Raw genomic sequence first — 24,554 nt, forward strand, 5'->3', positions numbered from 1 at the left:
CTTGAGCGACGGTGGCTATCTCATGAGGGCTGGACTCGGTCAACGCGAGAGGCAACGCGAGAGGCAACACGAGCGGCAACGCGAGCGGCAACGCCGGAGGCAATGCGAGCGGCAACGCGAGGTCAGCGCGGTCGGCGCCGCGCGTCGCGCATCGCCTGGGCGGCGAGCCAGAGGCCGGCCGCCATCACCAGCGCCGCGCCGAGCAGCTGGCGCGCCGACGGGATCTCGCCGAGCCAGGCCGCGGCGAGCACGTGCGAGAGGACGACCCCGACATAGCCGATCGCGCCGATGCGCGCCGCGTTGTCGAGCCCGTAGGCGCGCGTCATCGCGAGCTGCCCGAGGCCGCCGGCGAGCCCCGTCCCGACCAGCAGGACGAGGCCGAGGGCGTCGGGCGTCCGAAAGACCGGGATCGACAGGAAGATCATCGCGGCGCTCGCCACGAGCGAGAAGTGCAGCGCGATCGACTCGGGGCTCGCGCGCGTCCCGCTCCCGCCGATGCGGCGCAGCCAGATCATGGCGAACGCCGAGAAGACGGCGCCGAGCGTGGCGACGAGCGCGACCTCGCCCGCGATCGCGAGCCGCGGCGCGGCGACCAGCGCGACGCCGGCGAACGCGAGCACGGTCGCGAGCCAGAGGCGCGGGCTGCTCCGCTCGCCGAGCAGCCGCGGCGCGAGGAGCGCGACGAAGATCGGGCTCGTCGCGCCGAGCGTGACCGCGTCGCCGAGCGCGATCTCCGGCGTGCCCAGCGTGTAGAAGGTGCAGAGCATCGCGCCGGTGCCGCAGAGCGAGCGCGCCCACGTGAGGCGCCGGTCGCCGCGGCTCATGGAGAGCGGCGCCCGGCGGACGAGCGCGACGCCGAGCGCGGTGGCCGCGCCCACCAGCGTGCGCGAGGCCGCCACCTCGGGCCACGGGGCGCCCTCCGACGAGAGCCGCGCGAGGACGTTCATCGCGGCGAAGAGCGCCTGGGCCAGGATCATCCACAGGACGCCCGCGGTCGGGTGCGCCGCGCGCCCCTCGCGCTCCGCGGCGAGGACGATGGCGGAGGCCCCGGGCGGGTGCGCGGCGACCGCACCCTGTGACGACGACGACGTGCTCACGAGGCGCATCGCTTACCACCTCGCCGCCGCGCGCGCCGCCGCGCTCCCTGGTGCGCGCGCGGCAGCGAGGCGCTACCGTCGCAATGATGCGCGCGATCACGAGGAGAGGACGAAGAGCAGGAGCGATGTGCGGCCGGCGGGAGCGCTGGCGCGGGGCGCCCTGGCCGGGGCTCATCGCCGCGGGCGCCCACGCCCTCGGGTGCGGCGCGAGCGCCGGGAGCGCGCCGCCCGAGGGGCCGCCGTGGGACATGACCGCCGAGGCGGCGGCGGAGGAGGGCGCGCGGCCCTCGGGCGGCGAGGCCGCGGGCGCCGAGCCCCGCGGCGGCGGCGCGGCGCAGGCGGCGTCGGCGCCGCCCGCGCCGGGGAAGCTGATGACCCGCGCGGAGGCGGGGCGGTACGTGCTCGAGCTGGTGAACCGCGATCGGAAGGCGCACAAGCTGCCGCCCGTCCGGTGGGACGAGACCGCGGCGCGCGCGGGGCGGCGGCACGCGGAGGACATGGTCCGCGTGGGGTTCACCGGCCACTGGGGCAGCGACGGCGCGGTCCCGGAGGAGCGCTACACCGCGGCCGGCGGCGACGGCTTCGTCATGGAGAACGCCGGCTGCTTCGCCGACGCGATCCCGCGCGAGCTCGACCCGGAACCGCGCTTCTCCGCGGAGAGCCTGGAGCGCGTCCACCACGCCTTCATGAACGAGAAGCCCCCGGCCGACGGGCACCGGCGCAACGTGCTCACAGCGTCGCACACGTCGCTCGGGGTCGGGCTCGCCAAGGCCAAGGGGCTCGACATCGCCTGCATGGCGCAGGAGTTCGTCGACGACTACGGGACGTACCAGCCGCTGCCCAAGCGGGCCAAGGTCGGCGAGGTGATCCGGGTGGCCGGCGAGATCGACGCGCCGGCGAAGATCGCGGGCGTCGGGATCTCGCGCGTCGAGGCGGGCAAGCCGATCCCGCCGGAGAAGCTGCTCAAGATGGGCGGATACCCGATCCCGCCGCCCTACGCGACGTTCTTCCCGAAGGGCTTCAAGACGCCTATTCCTCTTCAGGTGAACGGCAATCGATTCGACATCCAGGTCCCGCTGGACGACCGGAAGCGCCCCGGCCTCTACGGCGTCAGCGTCTGGGCGACGTTCCCTCCCTCCAACGAGCTCAAGATGGTCTCGCTCCGCACGATCGACGTCGGCGGCAAGGGAGGCGGTCGGTGAACCACAGCCGCCCCCCCGCGTCCTCGGCGTCGGAGGAGCTCGACGCGGTCAAGGTGCTCGATCACCTGGTCCGCCGCGCGGTCTCGATGGGCGCGAGCGACATCCACGTCGAGCCGAAGCGCGACGGCATCCGCGTGCGCTACCGCGTCGACGGCGTGATGGTGGCGCAGGGGCAGATCCCGATCGAGATCGCGCCCGCGCTCACCTCGCGCGTGAAGGTGCTCGCGCGGATGGACATGACCGAGCGGCGCCTGCCGCAGGACGGCCAGTTCAGCCTGGAGCTGTACGGCCACCCGCTCATCCACCTGCGCGCCTCGACGTTCCCCGCGATCCACGGCGAGACGCTGGTGATGCGCGTGCTGCTCAGCCACCAGCTGATCCCGCTCGACAAGCTCGGGCTCTCGGAGGGCGACCTGCCGCGGGTCCAGGGGCTCGCGGACCGCGCCTCGGGGCTCATCGTCGTGTGCGGGCCGACCGGGTCCGGCAAGACGTCGACGCTCTACTCGCTGATCAAGGTGATGAAGACCAGCGAGCTCAGCATCGTGACCCTGGAGGACCCGATCGAGGTCGAGTTCGCCGACATCACGCAGGGGCAGACCAACCCGAGGCAGGGCTTCACGTTCGCGACGGGCCTGCGCGCGATCCTGCGGCAGGACCCGGACGTGATCATGGTCGGCGAGATGCGCGACCCCGAGACGGCGCAGATCGCGCTGCAGGCGAGCCTCACGGGGCACCTCGTGCTGTCGACGCTGCACACCTCGGACGCGGTCGACACGGTCGCGCGGCTCGTGGACCTCGGCGCGGAGTCGTGGATCGTGGCGAACGCCCTGCTCGCCGTGATCGCGCAGCGGCTCGTGCGGCGGCTCTGCGAGGAGTGCGCGGAGACGTACGAGCTCGAGAGCGACGTGACGGGCGAGGAGGACGAGGTCCTCATCGAGAAAGGCACAGAGCTGAAGCGCGCCGTCGGTTGCCAGACGTGCCACCTGACGGGCTACCGGGGGCGGATCGGGCTGTTCGAGATGCTGGAGCTCGACGACGACCTGCGGGATCTCGTCAAGGCGCGGGCGGGGAAGCGCGCGTACCGGGAGGCCGCGCGCAGGGTGGGGCTCGTCCCGCTCCGGGAGGCCGGGCTCACCCGGGTGAAGGAGGGCGTCACCTCTCTGGACGAGGTGCTCCGCGTGACGTGACGCGCTTCTGATGCAGAGAGCGGCGCTCGCCTGGAGCAGCGAGCGCCGCCGGTCAGGTGGCCTGCGAGGCGCCGTCGTCGACGGCGTTCTCGGCGATGACGCCCTTGTACCAGAGCGCGCTGTCCTTCGGGGTGCGGCGCTGCGTCTCGTAGTCCACCCAGACGATGCCGAACCGCTGAGAGTAGCCGCGGTCCCACTCGTAGTTATCCATCAGCGACCACACGAAGTACCCGGCGACCGGCGCCCCGGCGTCGATCGCGCGCCGCGCCGCGACGAAGTGATCGCGCAGGAACTTCAGCCGCTGCTCGTCCGGGATGCGGCCGTTCTTGTCCGGCCCGGTCGAGTAGGCCGCGCCGTTCTCCGTCACGTAGAGCTTCGGCACCCCGTACTCCACGTGCAGCCGGATGAGCAGCCGACGCAGGCCTTCCGGGTACACCTCCCAGTTCATCTCGGTCTGCTCGGACGCGGGGGCGACGTGCACCGTCCTCGGCAGGTTCTGCTCCTCGGGGATCTTGGTGCTCCGCAGCACCGCCCGGGAGTAGTAGTTGAGCCCGAGGAAGTCGCACTGCGTCGCGATGATCTCGAGATCGCCCGGCTTGCACACGGTCAGCCCCTCCGGCGGGAGGTAGCCCAGCTTGATGTAGTCCGCGATCATGTCCGCCGGGTAGTGCCGGCCGTAGAGCGGATCGAGGAACCAGCGGCTGAAATACCCGTCGTAGTGGCGGGCCGCGTCGTAATCGGCGGCGCTCGGCGACGCGGGCATCGCGTAGTTCATGTTCAGCGTGATGCCCACCTCGGCGCCGGGGCTGTTCTTGCGCAGCACGGGCACCGCGAGGCCGTGCGAGAGCAGGAGGTGGTGGCTCACCGTCAGCGCCTTGCTGAAATCGCGCATGCCCGGCGCGTGGATCCCCTTCTCGTAGCTGAGGAACGCCGTGCACCACGGCTCGTTGTGCGTGATCCACTTCTTGACGCGATCGCCGAGCTTCCGCGACACCGCGTCGGCGAACTCCACGAACGCGTCGGCCGTCGAGCGGTGCAGCCAGCCCCCGACCTCGTCCTGGAGCACCTGCGGCAGATCCCAGTGGAACAGCGTCGCGTACGGCTCGATCCCGGCCTCGAGCAGGCCGTCCACCAGCCGGCTGTAGAAGTCGAGCCCCTTCTGGTTCACCGCGCCCCGGCCGTTCGGGAGGATGCGCGGCCACGCGATCGAGAACCTGTAGGCCATCAGGCCCAGGCTCTTCATCAGCGCAATGTCCTCAGGCCACCGGTGGTAGTGGTCGCACGCGACGTCGCCGTTGGTCCCGTCCGTGATCTGGCCGGGCGTCTTCGCGAAGCGATCCCAGATCGACTCGCTGCGCCCGTCTTCGCTCGTGGCACCCTCGATTTGATAGGAGGACGTCGCGGCCCCCCAGACGAACTTGTCGGGAAATCTCAGAGACGGCATGTTGTGTTGTGATTCTCCTCAGACAGGCACGGCCTCGACGGAGGCGGGCACCTTGCGGTCGTAGTGCGCGGAGGGCGCGACCGAGCCGGGCGAGTAGAGGTGGCAGCGGACCCAGTGCCCCGAGCCGACGTCGACGGCCGCCGGCATCGCCTCGCGGCACGTGTTCATCACGCTCGGGCAGCGATCGGCGAACGGGCACCCCGGCGGCGGGTTGATGAGCTTCGGCGCGCCGGAGCGGGCCGGGAGCTCGCTGCGGATCGAGCCGTTCGGGTCCGGCACCGCCGAGAGCAGGAGCTTCGTGTACGGGTGCGCCGGCTGCTGCATCAGCTCCTCGCTGGGCGCGCCCTCCACGATGTGGCCGGCGTACATCACCATCGTGCGATCCGCGACGTAGCGCGCGCTCGCGATGTCGTGCGTGATGTAGAGGTACGAGATGCCGCGCTCTTCCTTGAGGCGCTCCATCAGGTTGAGGACGCCCATGCGGATCGAGACGTCGAGCATCGAGATCGGCTCGTCCGCGAGGATCACGCTGGGATCCACGGCGAGGGCGCGGGCGATCGCGACGCGCTGCCGCTGGCCGCCCGAGAGCTGGTACGGGAACTTGGCCGCGACCTCCGCCGGCGGGTTCAGATCGACCGTCTTGAGCAGCGCGTGCACCTTCTCCCGGAGGATCGCGGCGTTCGGCGCCTTGTTGTGGAGCAGGAGCGGCCGCTCCAGGTGGTAGCCGATCGTGTGCACCGGGTTCAGCGAGCCGAACGGATCCTGGAAGATCATCTGCACCTGCCCGCGGTAGGCGAGCGAGGCGCGGTTCGGTTCCTCCTTCAGCACGTCGCGACCCTTGAACAGGATCTGCCCGCTGCTCGGGGGCATCAGCCGCGCGAGCAGCCGCGCGATGGTGCTCTTGCCGCTGCCCGACTCCCCGACCAGCGCGATGACCTCGCGCTCGGCCAGCGAGAACGAGGCGTCGTGCAGCGCCCGGAGCTGCTGCGTGCGCAGCCCGCCGCCGACGGGGAAGAACTTGGCGAGGCGCACCACGTCGAGGACAGGCGAGACATAAGGTTGCGTCATCGTCATCGTCAGTAGAGGTGGCAGGCGCCGCGGTGCTCGGGCGCGATTTCACGGAGGACGGGCAGCTCGTTCTGGCAGGTCGCGAAGGCCTGCGGACACCGGGGGTGGAAGCGGCAGCCGGGCGGCGGGTTGCGCATGTCCGGCGGCGAGCCCGGGATGCCCTGCAGCTTGCGGCGCGGCCCGCGGACCGAGGGGAACGACCCGAGGAGCCCCTGCGTGTACGGGTGCTTCGGATCGCTGAACAGGTCCTTGGCGCGGGCCGTCTCCGCGAGCTTGCCCGCGTAGAGGATGGCGATGCGCGTGGAGAACTCGGCGATGAGCGAGAGGTCGTGCGTGATGAAGAGGATCGAGAAGCCCAGCCGATCCTTGAGGTCGGCGATCTGCTGCAAGATCTCCTTCTGCACGACAACGTCGAGCGCCGTCGTGGGCTCGTCCATGATGAGGAACGGCGGCTTGAGCGCCATGGCGATCGCAATCACCACGCGCTGCCGCATGCCGCCCGACAGCTGGTGCGGGTAGCTCGACAGGCGCGACGTGTCGATGTTCACGAGCTTGAGCAGCGCGGCCGCGCGCTCCATCGCCTGCGCCGGCGTCACGCCGTCGTGGGCGATGATGGGATCCGCGATCTGCTCGCCGATCGTCAGCACCGGGTTGAGCGCGGTCATCGCGCTCTGGAACACGAGCGCCATCTTCCGCCACCGGAAGGCGCGGAGCTGATCCTCGGTCATGGACAGGACGTCCTGCCCGGCGAAGAGCACGCGTCCGCCCGTGATCACCGCCGGCGGGCGGAGCAGCCGCATGATGGCCATCGCCACCGTCGACTTGCCGCTCCCCGACTCGCCGGCGAGGCCGAGCACCTCGCCCGGGGCGATGTCGAACGACACGTTGTCGACCGCGCAGACCGGACCCGTCGGGGTCATGAACTCGACCCGCAGATCCTGAACCGAGAGAATCGGACTAGGCGCCATGAGCCCTCACTACCGGCGTTGACGGACCAGCCGCGACCTTGCGGCTCTTGAGCATACGCGACCAGGCCCCCTCGGCGCGGAGCCGCGGATTCGAGATCTCGTCGATGGCATAGTTGATCAGGGTGAGCGCGAACCCGACGAGCGCGACGCACACGCCGGTGGGCACGATGGTCCACCACGCGCCCGTGAGGAGCGCGGCGTTGTTGCTCGCCCAGTAGAGGTTCGTCCCCCAGGTGACGGCGCTCAGATCGCCGAGCCCGAGGAACTCCAGGCCGACCTGCGCGCCGATGGCGTAGATCGTCGCGTTGATGAAGCCGGACATGAGGAGCGACGTCATGTTCGGCAAGATCTCGAGGAAGATGATGCGCGCGCTGCCCTCGCCGCTCACGAGCGCCGCGGAGACGAAGTCCTTGTCGCGCAGCGCGAGCACCTGCGACCGGAGCACGCGCGCGTTCCACGCCCAGCCGGTGAGGACGAGGACGAACAGGATCGTCAGCGGCCCGGCCGGCAGGTAGGCCGCGATGACGACGGCCATCGGCAGGCCGGGGATGATCAGGAACACGTTCGTGAGCAGCGAGAGCACGTTGTCGATCCAGCCGCCGAAGTAGCCTCCGGCCATGCCGATGATCGCGCCGATCGCCATCACGGCCAGGCCCGTGGCGACCCCGACGGCCAGCGAGGTCCGCGCGCCGACGATCGTCTGCGCGAGCACGTCCTGACCCTGGCCCGTCGTGCCGAAGAGGTGCTCGGCCGAGGGCGCCTCGTGCGGCATGCCCACGAACGCGTGCGGATCCTGCCGCACGAACGTGGGGCCGAGCAGCGAGAGGAGCAGGAAGAAGAGCACGATGAGCGTGCCCACCATCGCCTTGCGGTTCGAGAGGAGGAGGCGGAACCACCCCGCCGCGCGGGAGACGCCCCCGCTGTTGCTTTGTTGCGCAGCCATCGCTTCTCCTGGAGCCAGACCTCAGCGCGTGCGAGCGCGGGGATCAAGGAAGACGTAGATGATGTCGACCAGGAAATTCGCCCCCAGCACGGCGAACGTGATGGTGAGGAAGATCCCCTGCATGAGCGGGTAATCCTGGTTACGGACCGCCTGGATGAGCAGGTAGCCCTGCCCCGGGTACGAGAAGACGATCTCGGTGAGCAGCGAGCCGGCGAGCACGAACCCGAGCGCCATGCCGAAGCCGGTCACGTTGGGCAGGAGGGCGTTGCGCGCGGCGTAGGTGAACATGACCCGCCACTGCGAGAGCCCCTTGGCCTGGGCCATCGTGATGTACTCCTCGGACAGCACGGTGACCATCGCGCTGCGCATGCCGAGCATCCAGCCGCCGACGGTGGCGATGACGATCGACAGGCCGGGCAGGACCATGTGCGACAGCACGCTCCCGATGAACTCCAGGCTCCACTCGGGCGAGAGCGTGTCGCTGTAGGCGTGGCGCAGCGGGAAGAGCCCGAGCACGAAGCCGAGGATGTAGAGCGACACCATCGCGAGCCAGAAGTACGGGAACGCGCCGAGGAACATCAGGACGGGCGGCATCACCGAGTCGAGCAGGCCGCCCCGCTTCCACGTCGCGATGATGCCGAGCAGCGTCCCCAGGCCGAAGCTGATGACCACGGCGGCGCCCGACAGCAGCAGCGTCCAGCCGAGCCCCGTCGCGATCACCTCCGTCACCCGCGCGGGGAAGTGCGCGACGGAGGTGCCGAGATCGCCCGTCAGGGTGTGGCCCAGGTAGGTGATGTACTGCTTGTAGAGCGGCTCCCCCGTGAACCCGAACGCCTTCCGCAGCGCCTCGATCGCCTCCGGCTGGAGCTGGCCGCGGAAGCGCGCGAACATCGCCGAGGCGGGATCGCCCGGCATGAGCCGCGGGATGATGAAGTTCAGGGTGAGCGAGGCCCACGCCGCGATGAAATACAAGCCCAGCTGTCGAAGAAGGTAACGCACAGAAGCTCTCTCTTCTAACCTGCTCTCCGGATCAGATCACGCCCGACGTCACTTCGGCTTGAGCTCGGTGAGGACGAGCAGGTACTCGGGCGGGTTGTTCGGCGACAGCTTCGCGTACGGGTTCTCCTTGCTGGGGAACCCGGTGAAGCGGCGGGTGTTGAACTCGCCCCACGACGGCCCGGGGAACAGCGGGACCGAGGGCGCGCTCTCGGAGAAGATCTCCTGGAGCTGCTCGAGCAGCTTCTTCTGCTCCGCCGGATCGGTGGCGGCCTCGAACGCCTCGAAGAGGCCGTCCGCCTGCTTGGCGCCGAACCGGTGCCAGTTGCGCGCCGACGACTCGCCGACCGGCTTCACGGTCGCGGAGCCGAGCAGGTCGCGGTAGAAGTTGTACGGCGTCGGCTCCTCGTTCGACCAGCCCATCGACAGGTCGAAGGTGCCCTTCTGGAGCGCCTCGAAGAACGCGCTGAAGTCGTACGTCTTCAGCGTGGCCTCGACGCCGATCTGCTTCACCTGCTGCGTGACGATCTGCGCCGCGCGCACCCAGTCGGACCAGCCCGTGACGACGTTGATGTCGAAGCGCAGCGGCTTGCCGTCCTTCACGCGGATGCCGTCGGCGCCCTTGGCGTAGCCCGCCTCGTCGAGGATCTGGTTCGCCTTGGCCACGTTGAACTTCACCCAGTCGCCGCTCTCGACGACCTTCTGGCTGCGCCAGCGCTCGTGCGCGTCGCTGAGCGCCGTCGCGTCCGCCGGCCGCGTGTAGTTGTTCATCGCGACCTTGACGATCTGCTCGCGGTCGAGCGACATGCTGATCGCCTTGCGCACCCGCACGTCGTCGAGCGGCTTCTTCGTCGTGTTCGTGTAGACGAACACGGTGCTGCCGACGAGCGGGAACCAGTAGTGGTGATTCGTCGGATCCTTGCCGACGTAGACCTTCTCGATCTCCGGGACGAAGTTGCCGGCCCAGTCGACCTCGCCGTTCAGGAGCGCCAGGTTCGCCTGGTCGTTCCCCGGGTAGGCCGGGAAGCGGAGCCCCTTGATCGCGGGCTTGCCCTGCTGCCAGTAGTTCGGATTACGACCGAGCTCGTAAATCTGGTTCTGGAAGTTCTTCACCTCGGTGAAGGGCCCCGTCGCGACCGGGTTCTCGTTCGTGAAGGTGACCGGATCGGCCACGTCCTTCCACTTGTGCTCCGGCACGATCGGCTGGTGCCCGAGGAAGACGAGACCGGGGACGTACGGCCGCGTGAGCGAGAACTCGACCGCCGAGTCGCCCTTGGCCTCAACCGCGGTCAGCCACTTCCAGACGCCCTGCAGGTCGAGGGCGGCGTGCTTCTTCAGGAGCCCGAAGGTGAAGGCGACGTCCTTCGCCGTGAAGGGCTGGCCGTCGGACCACTTCACGCCGGGGCGAATCGTGAAGGTGAGCGTCTTGTTCCCGTTGCTCCAGTCGTATTTCGAGGCGAGCCAGGGGGTGAACTCGCCCTTCATCGTGTTGTAAACGAGGAGCGGCTCGTAGATGCCAGCGACGGTTGGCCAGCGAACGTTGCCTGGGGCCAGCAGAGGGTTGAAGTTGCGCACCCACGACGCTTGCTGCTCGATCGAGACGGTCAGGAAGGTGTCCGCCGCCGTGGGGTTCTTGACGGCCCCGGGAGCCGTCGGGGCGGTGCCAGCGCCGCCCCCCGGGTCCTTCTTCGCGTCGGGCTTCGGGCAACCTGCCACGGCGCCGACCGAAAGAAGCAACGCCGAGAGAACCAACGTTCGACGCGGCAACAACCAGTTCCTCATGAGAATGCTCCTCGCGGGGCCCTCGTGGACACGCCCGAGCGCCCACCGTCCCTCTCCCACTCAACTGATCTTCCTGGAAGCCGCCACGTGACCCAGCGACTCGCCGGACCCCTTCGCTGCGACGCAGCGCACCATACCGGCATCCAGCCGTCGGCACTGTAGCCGTCTTCGCACAGCAGTGTCAACGGGGATTCGAGGTCGCTACCAAGTTCTCGTGCCGCTCACTCAGGCGCGTTTTCAAGGGAGATGTCGTGGCGCGTCATGTATCGCGGCAGCAATTCCGTCTCATGATGTCATCGCGCGTCATGACACCTGAGCACTCTGGCGCTTACACTGTTATTTTCTTCGTTCGCAGCAAGATAAGGAGGCAGTCGATGACTGCATCGTTGACGCATCGTTGACGCATCGTTTCAGGGAGCTGCCGGGGCACGTCTATACAGATGTCCGCGAGCGATGACAAGACCAGATTTTTCCGGCTCGTCCCTGCGCGCGGACGGGCACTCCACGGGCCGGCGAGGCGCAGCGCGCCCCCTGCGCAGGCGGCGGGAGATCGTGTCCGGAGCGCGCGGCGACGCGCGATACGCAGGTGCGCGCGGCGTCGATTCGGGGGGCGCGATTCGACGTGTGGAGCCTCGATCCGCGCGGCCATGCCCCGACTAGGATGTATCGGGGGAGATTCCATTCCATGTCTTCTAGGTTTCGCGCGATGGGGCGCGGCGCCATCCGGCAGGCGCGCTTCACGGAAGCGAGGGAGCGGACGCGGGCACGACGAGGCCGGCGTCGAAGCGCTCGTCTGCCGCGATGTTGCCGGTGAACGCGTTCTCGCCGCCCTTCTTCAGCTCGGGCGCGGGCGAGCCCTGTACCACCAGCCCGAAGAGGTTGTCCCAGGCGCGCACCCGGGAGAGGCGACCCGAGCTCCGATCGAACAGGATGCCGGCCCGCGCGCAGCGGGTCACCCGCACGCCGTCGAGGGTGGCTGTGGATCCGGCGAGCGCGAGGACGCCGTCGGCGACGAGGTCGCCGTCCGGCGCGCCGTTCCCGGCCTGGCCGCCCCCGGTCACGCCGTCGATGACGGTCTCCGCGATCTCCGCCTCGGCGGCGAACAGCGCCACGCCGGCCGTGCGGCTCGCGCGGATGAGGGACGAGGCGAGCCGCAGCTGGTAGCCGGCGGCGGCGACGCCGATGCCGGCGCCGTCGTCGCCCGACGTGCCCTCGATGAGGTCTCCGGTGATCTCGACCTTGCCACCCGGGAGCTCCGCGCCGGCGAGGACGCCGACCGAGCGGCTCCCGCGGATCAGATTGCCCGAGAGCGCCGCGGTGGCCCCGCGGTAGATGACGATCCCCTGCCCGGCCGGCGCGCGCCGGTCCGGCGCGACATGCCCCTCGACGAGGTTGCCTGTCACGGTCGCCTCGGTTCCGGCATATCCCACCGCCAGGCCGGTCCCCTCGTTGTCGCGAAGGACGTTCGACGCGAGCGTCGCGCGGCCCTCTATCACGGACACCCCGGCGCCGTCGCCCCAGGCCCCTCCGGCGATCGTCCCCTCGACGAGGTTGCCCGTGGCGACCAGCTCGGCGGAGAGATCGCCCACGTGAACCCCGGTCCCGCGGTTGCGGACGATGGCGCTGTCGTGGAGACGCAGCGCCGCGCCGCGGGCCACGGCGACGCCGAACCCGCCGAGCAGCGACAGCGACGCGGCCGCCACCGTCTCCTGGACGAGGCTCCGCGTCATCGTCGCCGCCGTGCCCTCGCCGAGGACGGCGACGCCGATCTCCGCGTTGCCGAGGAGCACGCTCGAGTCGATCGCGACGCGCGCTCGGCTCGCCGCGTACACGCCGACGCCGTAGCTCGGATCGACGCTCCCGGGCACCGTCCCCTCGACGAGCACGCCGGAGATCGTCGCCGACGCGCTCCCCGTCGCGACGATGCCCGACAGGCGGTTGCCGACCACGGCCGTGCGCTCGACGGACACCTCGGCGCCGTCCCGGGCGACGATCCCCTCGCCGTCCCGGAGGCGCTCCGACGGCGAGGTCCCCTCGACGAGGCTGCCCACCACGGCCGCGGAGGCGCCCGCGTAGAGCGCGGCCACGCCCGCCGCGCGGCTGCCCGTCACGGCGCTCTCCCGCACGAACAGCGCGCCGCCGGCGTCCGCGAGCGCGCCCATGCCGTCGCCCGCCGCGCCGGCGCGCGTCCCCTCGATCCAGCTCTCTGCCACCGAGACCCGCGCGCCGTCGCCCGAAAGGACGCCGGCGTTGGCAGCGCCCTTGATGTGCACGCGCTCGAGCGTCACGGCGCTCGAGCCCTTCGCGACCACGCCGGCGCCGTCGCCGCCGATCTCCAGCCCCCGGAGCGTCACCTCCCCTGCGCCGAGCACCGCCACGATCGCGGGCGGGACGACCAGCGGGCTCACCCCGCGGATCCGCACGCGCGAGGCGCACCGGCCGGCGATGGCGACGGGCCTCGTGATGACGGCCGGCTCGTCGTAGGTGCCGTCCGCGAGCGCGATGGTCCCGCCGTCGGCGACGCGCTCGAGCGCCGCCTCGAGCGTCGTGACCGGCCTCGCCTCGGAGCCGTCCCCGTCCGCGCCGGCGTAGCTCGGGTCGACATACACGTTGCCGGGCGCCCGGGGCACGTCCCCCCACGGCCCGCGCCCGCAGCCCTCGGGGCCATCGACGCTCACACACCCCGCTTCCGGCGTCGCGAACGTGCCCGCCGGACACTTCGCCATGGCCGGCCTGCAGAGCCCGTCGTCGCCGACGAGCTCGGGAGCGCAGCGCGGCAGGCCGACGGGAATGCACCCCTCGTCGAACTTCGGGATCGTCCCCGGAGGGCATTGGGCCATGGAGGGGCGGCAGAGATCGTCTTTCTCGACGAACAGCTCGGCGCACCCCTGGATGCCCACCGGCATGCACGCGCCCCCGGGCCCGAGGACGTGCCCGCGCGCGCAGGGCGGCGTGCCGGGCCAGCGGTCGAGCGGAGTGTCGGAGCCGCCCGAGGGGTCGCTGCACCCCGCGACGAGCAGCGACAGGACCGCGATGCCGGCGGTCAGCCAAGACGAACCCGGGCGCGTCGCGCAGAAGCGCATGCGATACCCTCCTCGGACAGCGCTGCCTCGGCGCGCGCCCCGCGCGCCCCCGCGCGCCCGGATGGGCGAACGGGGCCGAGGAGCCGCCGCCGCGGCGCGAAGACCGCTTGTCGTGCATGAACCGGCGCTCCGAGCGCCGGAGATCACCGTCGAGTCCGCGGCAGGATGACGAGGACAGCGCCTCAACGGCGCCGCGCGAACTCCTTCGGAGCAATGAATCTTACAACAGGAGCCAGCCTCCGGCCAGGCAGAGGAATCGCGATCGCGCCGACTTTCCCTGCGTCGCCGCGGACGTCTGCGCGGCGCCGAGGTCCCGGCCGCGCGCGCGGATCTCTCCGGGCGCGGGGCTCGCGCGCGCCGCCGATCGTGCGGGTCGCACGCTTTCTGTCAACCACGTTGGGCCGCGCCGAGCGCCGCCGGGACGCTCCGCGGAGGAGGCCGTTCCCGCCGCGTCGCGGGGCCGCCGTCCGCGGCCGAGCCCCGCGTCGGCGCCGGCGTTCCGGACGACAATGGCGACGGCGCGCGGCTCGGGCGCGCGCTGCGCCGGCGCGGTCGCCGCAGGGGGAGCGCCGCCCTGGGCCGTTGTCGGCTCACGTGGGCTGCGCAGGGCGTGACCAGAGGGCGCCGGGCCGCGGGACGTTGCCGCCCATCAGCGATGATGTCGAGTCCGCAGCCCTCGATTGCAGAGATCGACCAGGTCTTCGGAAATGCGGTTTGCAGGGCCCGATAAAGCTGCAAGTCGGGTCGCCCTCGTCCCGTCCCGCCGCGCGCCGCGCGCCGCGGGCGCCCCGCTGCGCGCGTCGACATTTGCCTTTCTCCAGCGCCCGGGAGCCTCCCACATCGGCGCTGCGAGGCGGCCTCGAAGCGCGCCGGCGCGGCGGCGCTCGGGCGCGATGATGCGGGGCAGGGCTCCCACACGGCGCGGATTCAGACAATGCACTTTCGCCGTCGCCGTCCGGCAGCCGCAGAGGGCCGACGCGGCAGGCTCTGCACACGGCCTGTCAGGCACGCAGCCTGCTCTCCACGCCGCTCAACATGCCACCGCGGCTCTGACAGCCATCGCGGGGCATGGAAGGAGGACGGATGGTTAGCTCGATCGATATGAAGATGGCGCAAGCGGCGATGCTCTTGTCTGCGTTGATGACCGGCTGCGCGGTCGGCGCGGTGACGCCGGCAGAGGCCGACTTGGAGCAGGCCGACGTCGACGTGGCGTCGAGCGAGCAGGCATTGGAGGGAGATACAGCGGGGGATACGGGGGAGACGCGGGGCGGCGGCCTGCTCCCTCCCGGCAAGGGCGATCTCGGCGGGCCGCTCGTTCAAGGCCCCGTCGGCAAGGGTCCTGTCGGCCAGGTCCCTGGCGGCATCCCGGGCGGGCCGTTCGACGGCATCCCCGGCGGGCCGTTCGGCGGCATCCCCGGCGGGGGCATCCCCGGCGGGCCGTTCGGCGGCATCGGCGGGCCCTACGGCGGCCTCGGCTCCCCCTACGGCGGCCTCGGCTCCCCCTACGGCGGCCTCGGCTCCCCCTACGGCGGCCTCGGCTCCCCCTACGGCGGCCTCGGCGGTCTCGGCTCCCCCTACGGCGGCCTCGGCGGTCTCGGCTCGCCTTACGGCGGCCTCGGCGGTCTCGGCTCGCCTTACGGCGGCCTCGGTGGCGGCCTCGGCGGCGGCCTCGGCTTCCCGGGCGGCGGCTTCGGGTGGCCGGGCGGCGCCGGCGGCTTCGGCTCCCCCTACGGCGGCGCGACCCCCGGGATGTTCTCCCCCTGACGTCATGGCCTGAGGGCGCCGGCCACGCTGCCGGTCGGGGACAGCGGTGACCGACGCGACGGGCCGCCGGAATCTCCGCGGGGAGCCGCACCAGCTCCCCGCGAGGCCGGCGGCCCGTGGTCGATCGGCATCTCTCGAGATCGCGCGCCCGCGCGGCGCGCTGGCTCGCTCGGCGCGCCGCGCGGGCGCTCGAAAGGTTGGACCCCCGCCGCGTGGACGAGGCAGCATAAGGCGATGGAAGACGCCCCCCTCCTAGAGCGCGAGCCGGAGACCAACATCTTCGGTGAGTCCATGGCGGTGTTTCACACGGCCGCGGACCTCATCGGCCTGGCCCCGCGCATCCGGCTGGAGCTCGAGCAGCCCGACTACGAGCACATCTTCTACATCACCACGCAGCTCCAGGACCGCCTCGTCCCCTTCCGCGGGGAGGCGGCCGCGACCTACGAGCGGCTCGCTGCCTCGGTGATCCCGAACCGCGCCGCCATCACCCCGCTCTTCAACGGCAAGCTCATCCTCCGCCCCGAGGCGCTCCGGAGCGGCTCGATTCACGTGCAGGACGGCGTGATCCGCCTCGCCGACCAGGGGCTTTACCGGATCCAGCCCGGCGGGTTCGTCCGCTTCAAGGCCTATCGGGTCCAGCACAACCAGGCGCGGGGGCCTTATAAGGGCGGGCTCCGCTTCCACAAGGCCGTTTCGCTCGACCTGTTCAACGCGCTCGCCGCCGAGATGACCTGGAAGACCGCCATCGCGCATGTCCCGTTCGGCGGCGCCAAGGGGGGTATTCGCATGGATCCGCGCGAGCACAGCAAGGAAGAGCTCGAGGCGATCTCGCTCCGGTACATGTACCGGCTCAAGCAGCTCATCGGGCCCAACGTCGACATCCCCGCGCCCGACGTGGGCACGAACGGCGAGGTGATGGCGTGGCTCCTGCGCCAGTACAGCGACGGCGAGCGCGAGCGGCACAACCACCGCGGCGTCGTCACGGGCAAGGACGTGCGCATCGGCGGCTCCGAGGGGCGCGCCAAGGCGACGGGCCAGGGGCTCGCGTACTGCATCGAGGAGTGGTACACGCAGCGCGGCGCCTCCCTCGCCGGGGCGCGCTTCATCGTGCAGGGCTTCGGCAACGTCGGCTCCGCCGCGGCCGAGATCCTGTGCAGGATGGGCGCCCGGTGCGTCGCGGTGCAGGACGCCGACGGCGCGGTGTTCGACCCGAACGGCATCGACGTCAGCGCGCTGATGGCCTACGTCAACGAGAACCCGCAGAACCTCCGGCGGTCGGTCGCCGGCTACACGGGAGCCCAGGCGATCGCGCGCGACGACTTCTGGAGCGTCGACGCGGAGATCTGCATCCCTGCCGCGCTCGGCGACGCCATCACCGGCGAGGTGGCCGAGCGGCTCAAGGCGAAGCTCGTGGCCGAGGGCGCCAACCGCCCGACCACGACCGAGGGGGACAAGGTGCTGGCGGAGCGGGGCATCAGCGTCATCCCCGACATCATCGGCAACGCGGGCGGCGTGACCGTCTCGTACTACGAGTGGATCCAGAACAAGCGCATGGAGCACTGGACCGAGGGCGAGGTGAACGCGCGCCTCGAGCGCGCCATCAAGAGCAACTACCGCCTGATCTGCGACATCGCGGAGGACCGGCCGCGCCGCACCGAAGACCACGACTCGTCGGGGCTCGTCGTCGGAAAGCGCCTGCCGATGCGGCTCGCCGCGATGGTGCTCGCGCTGAAGCGCATCGAGGCGCACTACATGCTGGAAGGGTTCTCCCAGTAGGCGGCGCCTCCGGCCGCCGGACCGCGGGCGCCGCCGGCGGTCGGTCGCCGGAGGAGCGCAGGCGCGCGCCCATGCTCGTCCGGGCGGCGCTACCGGGCGACGCCGTACCCGAGCTTCTTGATGCCGTAGACCTTGATCTTGTGCTGCAGCGTCCTGAGCGGCAGCTCCAGGCGCCGGGCCGCCTCGGTCTGGTTCCAGTCCGACGCGCGCAGCGCCTCGAGCAGGAGGTCGGCCTCGATCTGCTCCAGGCGCGTCTTGAGGCCGCCCGTCGAGGGGGCCGCCGACGACGCCGGCTCCGACAGGCGCGACGGCAGCGGCTCGGACGGGCGCTGGGACAGGGCCGGCATGCCGGGATCGGACGAGCGCGAGGGGTCGTGGGCGCGCGGCGGCGCGGACGGCGCGCTGGGCGCGGTCACCGCCGTGCGGATGCGCTCCGGGAGGTCGCGCGCCATGATCGCCTCGCCCTCGGCGATCACCACCGCCCGGTCGATCGCGTTGCGGAGCTCGCGCACGTTGCCGGGCCACGAGTAGCTCTTCAGCAGGGCCAGCGCCTCGGACGTGATCGACTGGACCCTGCTGAGGCTCGCCGCGTTCGCCTGCTGCAGGAAGCCCGCCGCGAGCGTCGCGATGTCGTCGCGGCGCGCGCGGAGCGGCGGGATGTTCAGCGTCATCGCGTTCAGCCGGTAGAGCAGGTCGAGCCGGAACGTGCCCGCGTCGCACATCGCGTCGAGGTCGCGGTGCGTCGCCGCGATCACGCGGACGTCGACCTCGATCTCCTTGGTCGCGCCGACGCGCGTCACCCGCTTGGTCTCCAGCACGCGCAAGAGCGCGGCCTGCGCGGCGGCGGGCAGCTCGCCGATCTCGTCGAGCAGGACCGTGCCGCCGGCGGCCGCCTCGAAGACGCCCTTCTGCTGCTGGCTCGCCCCGGTGAAGGCGCCGCGCTCGTGGCCGAAGAGGGTGCTCTCGATGAGCAGCGCCGGGATCGCCCCGCAGTTCACGCAGATGAGCGGCTCGCCGCGGCGCGGGCTGCGGTCGTGGATGAACCTCGCGAGCACCTCCTTGCCCGTCCCGGTCTCGCCGCGCAGGAGCACCGGGATCGAGGAGCGCGCGGCCCGCAGCGCCACCTCGACGAGCGACCGCATGAGCGGGCTCTTCGTCGCGAGGACGTGGCCGTCGGCCTCCCACTGGCTCTCGGGCACCGCGCCCGCGGCGCCCTCCTCCTCGGGCGGCCGCGCGCCTTCGACCTTCGGCGCGACGTAGAGCAGCGCGCCCTCCGGGGCCGCGAGGTACACCGGCGCCGCGGGGCTCGCGCTGCGCGACGCCTCGTGGCTCACCTCGATGAGCTTGTCGATCGACGTCGCGGCGTCGGGGAACACCGCGACGCCCGACACGAGCACGGGCTCGCCCTCGCGGCGCGCGACGATCGCCTTCGCGAGCTCCTCCGCGAGCTCGGGCGTGACCTCCGGGAGCAGGATCTCCAGGGTGTCGGCGCTGTAGAACGCGACGCGGTCGACGGGCCGCAGCGCCTCGCGCACGCGGAGCCCCCAGTGGCGGAGGTGGCTCGCCTGGGCGCCGAGCGAGCGGACCACGACGAGCGCGAACTTCCGGCTGAAGAACCGGGACCGCACGATCTCGGCCTGCAGGGCGACGCGGAGCGCGTCGGAGCCCTCCAGGCCGAACGGCGGCAGCTCGCCGCCGGCGAGCACGTGCACCGACGCGACGATGCCGCCGAGCAGCACCTCGTCCCCGGCCTTGACCACGCCGCTCTCGACCCGCTGCCCCGAGATGCGCGTCCCGTTGCGCGAGCCGAGGTCCTCGACCACGACCTCGCCGCCCACGAGCGTGAAGCGCGCGTGCCGGCGCGAGATGCTCCTGTCGCGGATCACGACGTCGGCCGGGGGCTCCCTGCCGACGACGACGCCGACGCCGGGGCTCATCGGGGCCATCTCGACGCCGTCATGGTGGTAAACGAGCAAGAGGACACGCCGCTTCTCCGAGCGCGCGCCCTGGATGAGCTCCCCTGTCTTGACTGACAGCGGTGCAGTCGTCGCCATGGGACCGGTTCTTTGACCGCTCACACTGCCCAACTACGCCTCATTGCTCCAAGCGGCAACCGGGAAGCAACGGCGCGGCCGGTCTTCGACGAAAGCGCGGCTCAACGCCGGGTCCGCGTTCGCCGCCCGCGCGCCCTCCTCGCGCGGCGCGGGCGCGGCAGCGTGGTAAGATGGTCGCATGCTCCGTCTCAACGCCGAATGGACAGAGGTGCTCCGCCGTTACAAGGAAGACCACCAGGATCCACGCAACCAGGCGTGTCACAAGGTCGGCATACCGCTCATCGTCGCGAGCTTCCCCGTGGGCGCCACCCTCATCGGCCTCCCGCTCGCGGCCGCGATGTTCGCGACGGGCTGGGGCTTCCAGTTCGCCGGCCACGTTTTCGAGGGGAAGAAGCCGTCGTTCGTGGACGACAAACGCAGCCTGATCATCGGCGTGCTCTGGTGTCTCGAGAAATACGGCGTGCGCGTCTTCGAGGAGACGCCCGCCCCTGACGCGTCGCGCTAGACTCGTCATCCCTCCCGTCCCGCGCGCAGCGGTCCGACGTGGACACACGGTCAGACCCCGCCGCCCGACGGCGGAAAATCTGGAATTTACCCACTTCACGCCCGTGCTGCGATGCGCCACGCTCGCTTGACGTGATGCGTGCATGGTCGTACCTGTGTCGCGGGCGGGGGGACGACGACTCTTCTCTTGGGGGTTTCCAGCGGGCATCGCGCCGCTCTGGCGCTCCGGCGCGCGCCGCTGAGGGCTCCTGTCGCCGACGCGCTCCCGGAGCGTCGTGACCGGCCCGCCGCCGCAGGCGATGAGATGGACGAGGACGGCGAGACGAGGAGACGGCAGATGGGGTGTGCGCAAAGCATGAGGGGGAAAGTCGCCGTGATCACCGGGGGGACCTCGGGGATCGGGCTCGCGACGGCATCCGCGCTGGCGCGGCAGGGCGCCCGGGTGACCGTGCTCTGCCGCAAGACCGGCTCCGAGGGCGCGAGGAAGCTCGCCGCGCTGAAGGTGCAGGGCGAGGTCCGCCTCGTCGAGTGCGACCTCGGCCGGCTCGCGTCGGTGCGCGCCGCGGCCCGGCAGGTGGCCGACCGGTGCGGGGCCGTCCACCTGCTCGTGAACAACGCGGGGGTGTTCCTGCGCGAGCGCGCGGAGTCCGCGGACGGCCTCGAAATGACGTTCCAGGTGAACTACCTGTCGCATTTCCTGCTGTCGAACCTCCTGCTCGACCGGCTCAAGGCCGCGCGCGACGCGCGCGTGGTCAACCTGGTCGCGCCGGTGGACAGCATCCGGCTCGACTTCGACGACCTCATGTCGAAGCGCTCCTATTCGTTCCTCGCCGCCTCCGCGCGGTCGAAGCTCGCGCTCGTGCTCGCGGCGCGGCGGCTGTCGGACGCGCTCTCGGGCAGCGGGGCGCGGGTGCTCTGCTACTACCCCGGGCTCGTGCGGTCGGGGCTCTTCGACGGGACCTCGCGCGTGCTGAAGACGCTGATCGACGTCGTGGGCGCGACCCCGGCGCAGGCCGCCGCGAACCTCCTCGCGATCCTGGCCGACGCGCCGCCCGCCGCGAGCCCCGCCTTCTTCGAGCGCACCCGGGCGAGGCCCCTCAAGGGGATGGCGACCGACGCCGAGGCGGCCGCGCGGCTCTGGGACATGAGCGCGCGGCTCGCCGGCCTCACCCGCGCGGACGTCACCGTAGCCCCCGCTTCTTGAGGTCCGCCGCGAGCGAGGACTGCACGCGCCCGACCTCCCGGGCGATGGCCTGCACCGCCTCGGTCGCGCTCTCGATCGTCCCGGCGCGCGCCTCCCGATCGAGCCGCGCGCAGAGCTCCTTCAGGTTGAACGCCGCGAGCTCGTCGGCGCTCTCGTAGAGCGCCCAGGCGAGCCGCTCGAGCTCGCCGAGCGCGCCCCGCGCCGCGGCCTCGCCCATCGCGGCCACCCGGCTCGGCGCCTCCGTGAGGAACAGCTCGGTCACCTCGCCGACGACGTCGGGCGGGGCCGCGCGCAGCCCGGCCCGCGGCCTCCCCGGCGCCGCGGCCTGGACGCGCGCCCCGGCCGGCGGCGGCGGCGAGGGCGTGACCAGCGTCGGCGGCGGGAGCTCCACGCTCGGCGGCGCGCTCTCGGGGCGCACCGCCTCGTACGCGCCGGACCGCGACGCCGCGGCGAAGGTCCGCAGGGCGCGATCGACCTCGTCCTGCCTCAGCGGCTTCGACAGCGCGTCGTCCATCCCCGCCGCGAGGCACCGCTCCCGCGCGTCGCGCCCCGCGCTCGCCGTCATCGCGATGATCGGCGTCCGCCGGTCCGGCCGCTCGGCGCGGCGGATCTCCTCGGCCGCCGCGTACCCGTCGAAGCCGGGCATGTGGCAGTCCATCAGCACCGCGGCGTAGCCGCCGCGCCGCACCGCCTCGACGGCCGCGCGGCCGCCGTCCACCACGTCGGCGCGGTAGCCGCGCTTCTCGACCATGAACGCCGCGACCTTCTGGCTCACCGCGTTGTCGTCGACCACGAGCACCCTCGGGCGCGACGAGCTCCGCGCCTCGGACGTCGGCGCCCCGCGCCGCGACCTCGGCGCGTGCGCGCGCGCCCCGGCGGCCACGTGCTCCGGCGAGAGCCCCGCGAGCAGCCGCAGGCTCGAGTGCAGCTGCGCGCGCCGGATCGGCTTGATGAGCACCGAGTCGGCCTCGGCGCGGCTGGGCGCCTCCCTGCCGGGGTAGGTCATGAGCACGCTGCGCGCGGGCGCGATCGCGGCGTCCGCCTTGATGCGCTGGAGCAGCGTCAGCCCGTCGAGGTCGGCCAGCTCGAGGTCGATCAGCACCATGTCGTACGGCGCGCCGGCGCCCGCCGCCTCGCGCAGCGCGGCGAGCGCGGCGGCGCCGCTCTCCGAGGTGCGGCACGCGAGCCCGAGCTCCTCGATCAGCTTCTGCACCACGCGGCGCACCGAGCCGCTGTCGTCGACGACGAGCACCCGCTTGCCGGGCAGGTCGATGCGCGGGATGAGCGCGCGCTCCGGGCCGCGCCCGCGCCGCTCGAACGGCAGCACGAACGAGAGCCCCCGGCGGCGCGCGCCGGCGTCCGGCGCGGCGCGGAGCTCACCGCCCATCGCGGCGATGAGGCGCCTCGCGATCGCGACGCCGGGCGCCGCGCGCAGCTCCGCGGCGCGCGCGTCCTGCTCGGGCAGCGGCCGCGCAGCGCCCCCCGGCGCGCCCGCCCTCCCCGGCGCCTGCGCGCCGCCGGCGAGCCCCGCCGCGGCCGCGAAGCGCACGTCGACGATGCGCACGTCGAAGCGCACCCGCGCGGTCGCGCCCTCGGGCCCGCCCGGCGGATCGCCGTCCCGGCCCGCCTCCAGCGCGGCGCGCACCAGCACCTCGCCCCGGGGCGCCGCGCGGAGCGCGGAGGTCCCGACGCTCAGCAGGACCTGCCGCAGCCGCGCCGCGTCGCCGCGCACCGCGCCCGGCACCTCGGGCTCGACCTCGAGCACGAGCTCGGTCCTGTCGTCGTGCGCGCGATCGGCGAGCAGCTCCGCCGCGTCCTCGACGGTCCGGCGCAGGTCGAAGTCCACGCGGTCGACGTGCAGCCCGCGGCCGCCGGGCTGACCGAGGTCGATGAGCTCGTCGATCATCGAGAGCACCACGTCGCCGCTGCTCCGGATGCGCCGCGCGAAGGCGCGCTGCTCCGGATCGAGCTCGGTGTCGAGCAGGAGGCCGCTGATGCCGACGATCCCGCTGAGCAGCGTCCGGATCTCGTGCCGCACCAGCGCGAGGGCGCCCTCGTCCTGCTCCGCGTCGGCGAGCGCGGACGGCCACGCCTCCGGCTCGTGCGGCGCGAGCGCGCGCTCCGCGGAATCGCTGCTCCTCGTGGCCGGGCTGCTCTCTGGGCCGCTCCGGCGCTGCTCCTTGCCTGCCATCGACGCCCCGACTCGACCTTCCGCCCGCCCCGCGCGAGCCCACGACGCCGGAGTAAAGAGTGTACTGCTTACAACGTTCCGGCGAAAAGTTTACCGTGGGTACTGGAACGACCGTCCGCCGCCATGGCGCCGGCGCGCATCGCGCTGCGTTGCGTCATGGCTCCTGGACGCGCACGCGCGGGCGTTCGCGCGTGCGCGTCACGCGTCGCGCGCGCCGCCGAGCGCCGTCACGACGACGCGCTCGCGATCGACCGCGGCCTCCGCCGAGAGCACGCTGACGGCGGAGGGGTCGTCGGACGACGCGAGCGCGCGGCGGCTGTGCCCGAACAGGCGCAGGAGCAGCTCCGGCGGGGCGAAGTCGAGATCGCTCTCGTGGACGAAGAGCCGGCCGAGGTGCTCGGCGTAGGCGCCCGCGAGCACCCGGAACGGGATCCTGTCGAAGGCGAGCGCGCGCCGGCGGCTCGCGGCCGCGGAGCCGAGGAGCGCCGCGAAGAGCGTCGTGTAGATGGCGCGCAGCTTGAGGCGCATCGAGGGCGGGCTGCGCTTCAGCGCCTCGCGCAGGAAGTGGACGTTGAGCGGGACGTGGAACGACTCGTCGCGCGTCAGGATCGTGAGCATCTGCCGCACGGCCGGGTAGCGGGCTTCCCGCAGCGCGAGGCGGTACGTCGTCGAGCCGATGGTCTCGAACATGAGGTTCGTGAGCACGATCGTCTCGACCCGCTCCGCGCGGCCGTACAGGCGGTAGAAGGTGCCGGTGACGCGGCCCATGGGCCGGACCTCGCCGCCGATGTGCGCGAGGAACTTCGTGAGCAGCTCGCGGTGCCACCCCTCCTCGTCGCCGTAGAGCCGCAGGCACTCGCCGAGCTCCGGGTCCCAGGCGCTCACCTCGTCGGCCAGGGCGTGGGCCTGCGTCAGGCCGGACTCCTCGGCGCGGAACGCGGCGTTGAAGAAGGCGATCGCCGCCTGGCGCTCGGCCTCGCTCTCCCACGGGATCGGCTGGGAGAGGTCGAGCGCTTCGTCGTACATCCGCTCCGCGCGGCGGCGCAGCATGCTGAGCCACCACGACGTGGGGCGCTGGACGGGGGGCTTGCGAGAGACCGGCTGGGGCGCTGCGAAAAGCATCGAACGAGGTGCCCGTCGGCGACGGATGGGATCCGCCTCCGCGATCGCACGAGACGGGACCGGCGCGCACCATAGCGCAGTTTTTCGTCGCGGCGCACCAGGAGCGCGCCTGTGCGCCGGCGCCGGCGGAGGACGCCGGGCGGACGAGCCCGGGCCGCGACGACGCGCG

The 24,554-nt window shown here is 72.1% G+C and carries 17 protein-coding genes; 6 read left to right on the forward strand and 11 right to left on the reverse strand.

Annotated elements, in window-relative coordinates; all coding sequences use genetic code 11:
• Positions 1 to 122: 122 nt before the first annotated feature.
• Positions 123 to 1,106, reverse strand: a complete 984-nt coding sequence (locus tag WMF26_RS25875; RefSeq protein WP_437322321.1) for a DMT family transporter — start codon at positions 1,104 to 1,106, stop codon at positions 123 to 125.
• A gap of 116 nt (positions 1,107 to 1,222) precedes the next feature.
• On the opposite strand from WMF26_RS25875, the gene WMF26_RS25880 reads away from it, so the two are divergent.
• Positions 1,223 to 2,299, forward strand: a complete 1,077-nt coding sequence (locus tag WMF26_RS25880; RefSeq protein ID WP_437994850.1) for a CAP domain-containing protein — start codon at positions 1,223 to 1,225, stop codon at positions 2,297 to 2,299.
• Positions 2,296 to 3,486, forward strand: a complete 1,191-nt coding sequence (locus tag WMF26_RS25885; RefSeq protein WP_437994851.1) for a GspE/PulE family protein — start codon at positions 2,296 to 2,298, stop codon at positions 3,484 to 3,486. Before WMF26_RS25880 ends, WMF26_RS25885 begins: the two co-directional genes overlap by 4 nt.
• A gap of 52 nt (positions 3,487 to 3,538) precedes the next feature.
• Here WMF26_RS25885 and WMF26_RS25890 read toward each other — a convergent pair whose 3' ends face one another.
• The 7 genes from WMF26_RS25890 to WMF26_RS25920 form a co-directional block, all read right to left on the reverse strand.
• Positions 3,539 to 4,930 carry a GH1 family beta-glucosidase gene (locus tag WMF26_RS25890; RefSeq protein WP_437994852.1) on the reverse strand — a complete coding sequence of 464 codons (1,392 nt, stop codon included), beginning with the start codon at positions 4,928 to 4,930 and terminating at the stop codon, positions 3,539 to 3,541.
• Between the two features lie 18 nt (positions 4,931 to 4,948).
• On the reverse strand, positions 4,949 to 6,004 hold the full coding sequence (locus WMF26_RS25895; RefSeq protein WP_437948872.1) for an ABC transporter ATP-binding protein: 1,056 nt from the start codon (positions 6,002 to 6,004) through the stop codon (positions 4,949 to 4,951).
• Positions 6,005 to 6,006: 2 nt separating this feature from the next.
• On the reverse strand, positions 6,007 to 6,966 hold the full coding sequence (locus tag WMF26_RS25900) for an ABC transporter ATP-binding protein (protein WP_044986181.1): 960 nt from the start codon (positions 6,964 to 6,966) through the stop codon (positions 6,007 to 6,009).
• Positions 6,956 to 7,909: an ABC transporter permease gene (locus WMF26_RS25905; protein WP_437994853.1), complete on the reverse strand. Its 954-nt coding sequence runs from the start codon at positions 7,907 to 7,909 to the stop codon at positions 6,956 to 6,958. The genes WMF26_RS25900 and WMF26_RS25905 overlap by 11 nt, the downstream gene beginning before the upstream one ends.
• A 21-nt stretch (positions 7,910 to 7,930) precedes the next feature.
• Complete coding sequence (locus WMF26_RS25910) at positions 7,931 to 8,908, reverse strand: ABC transporter permease (RefSeq protein WP_437948874.1); 978 nt, start codon at positions 8,906 to 8,908, stop codon at positions 7,931 to 7,933.
• Positions 8,909 to 8,956: 48 nt separating this feature from the next.
• Entirely contained in the window at positions 8,957 to 10,687 is a 1,731-nt protein-coding gene (locus WMF26_RS25915) for an ABC transporter substrate-binding protein (RefSeq protein WP_437994854.1), read from the reverse strand.
• Positions 10,688 to 11,424: 737 nt separating this feature from the next.
• Complete coding sequence (locus WMF26_RS25920) at positions 11,425 to 13,770, reverse strand: right-handed parallel beta-helix repeat-containing protein (RefSeq protein WP_437994855.1); 2,346 nt, start codon at positions 13,768 to 13,770, stop codon at positions 11,425 to 11,427.
• A 1,083-nt stretch (positions 13,771 to 14,853) separates the two neighbouring features.
• On the opposite strand from WMF26_RS25920, the gene WMF26_RS25925 reads away from it, so the two are divergent.
• Both WMF26_RS25925 and WMF26_RS25930 read left to right on the forward strand, forming a co-directional pair.
• A complete protein-coding gene (locus WMF26_RS25925; RefSeq protein WP_437994856.1) occupies positions 14,854 to 15,534 on the forward strand; it encodes a hypothetical protein in 681 nt (226 codons plus the stop codon).
• 234 nt (positions 15,535 to 15,768) lie between these two features.
• Positions 15,769 to 17,310 (forward strand): Glu/Leu/Phe/Val family dehydrogenase, encoded by a 1,542-nt coding sequence (locus WMF26_RS25930; RefSeq protein ID WP_437994857.1) that lies wholly within the window; start codon positions 15,769 to 15,771, stop codon positions 17,308 to 17,310.
• An 89-nt stretch (positions 17,311 to 17,399) separates the two neighbouring features.
• Here WMF26_RS25930 and WMF26_RS25935 read toward each other — a convergent pair whose 3' ends face one another.
• Positions 17,400 to 19,364 carry a sigma 54-interacting transcriptional regulator gene (locus tag WMF26_RS25935; protein ID WP_061629142.1) on the reverse strand — a complete coding sequence of 655 codons (1,965 nt, stop codon included), beginning with the start codon at positions 19,362 to 19,364 and terminating at the stop codon, positions 17,400 to 17,402.
• A gap of 178 nt (positions 19,365 to 19,542) precedes the next feature.
• Between WMF26_RS25935 and WMF26_RS25940 the strand changes: the two genes are divergently transcribed.
• Positions 19,543 to 19,869: an Mpo1-like protein gene (locus WMF26_RS25940; RefSeq protein WP_061629143.1), complete on the forward strand. Its 327-nt coding sequence runs from the start codon at positions 19,543 to 19,545 to the stop codon at positions 19,867 to 19,869.
• A 354-nt stretch (positions 19,870 to 20,223) separates the two neighbouring features.
• Positions 20,224 to 21,072: an SDR family NAD(P)-dependent oxidoreductase gene (locus WMF26_RS25945; protein ID WP_437994858.1), complete on the forward strand. Its 849-nt coding sequence runs from the start codon at positions 20,224 to 20,226 to the stop codon at positions 21,070 to 21,072.
• Here the strand turns inward: WMF26_RS25945 and WMF26_RS25950 are convergent.
• Both WMF26_RS25950 and WMF26_RS25955 read right to left on the reverse strand, forming a co-directional pair.
• Entirely contained in the window at positions 21,050 to 23,263 is a 2,214-nt protein-coding gene (locus tag WMF26_RS25950) for a response regulator (protein WP_437994859.1), read from the reverse strand. The genes WMF26_RS25945 and WMF26_RS25950 overlap by 23 nt on opposite strands.
• A gap of 198 nt (positions 23,264 to 23,461) precedes the next feature.
• Positions 23,462 to 24,313, reverse strand: coding sequence for a ferritin-like domain-containing protein (locus WMF26_RS25955; RefSeq protein ID WP_437994860.1), 852 nt, complete (start codon positions 24,311 to 24,313; stop codon positions 23,462 to 23,464).
• Between the last annotated feature and the right edge of the window lie 241 nt (positions 24,314 to 24,554).

The organism is Sorangium sp. So ce185, from assembly GCF_051526825.1.
In the GTDB taxonomy this organism is placed as follows: domain Bacteria; phylum Myxococcota_A; class Polyangia; order Polyangiales; family Polyangiaceae; genus Sorangium; species Sorangium cellulosum_D.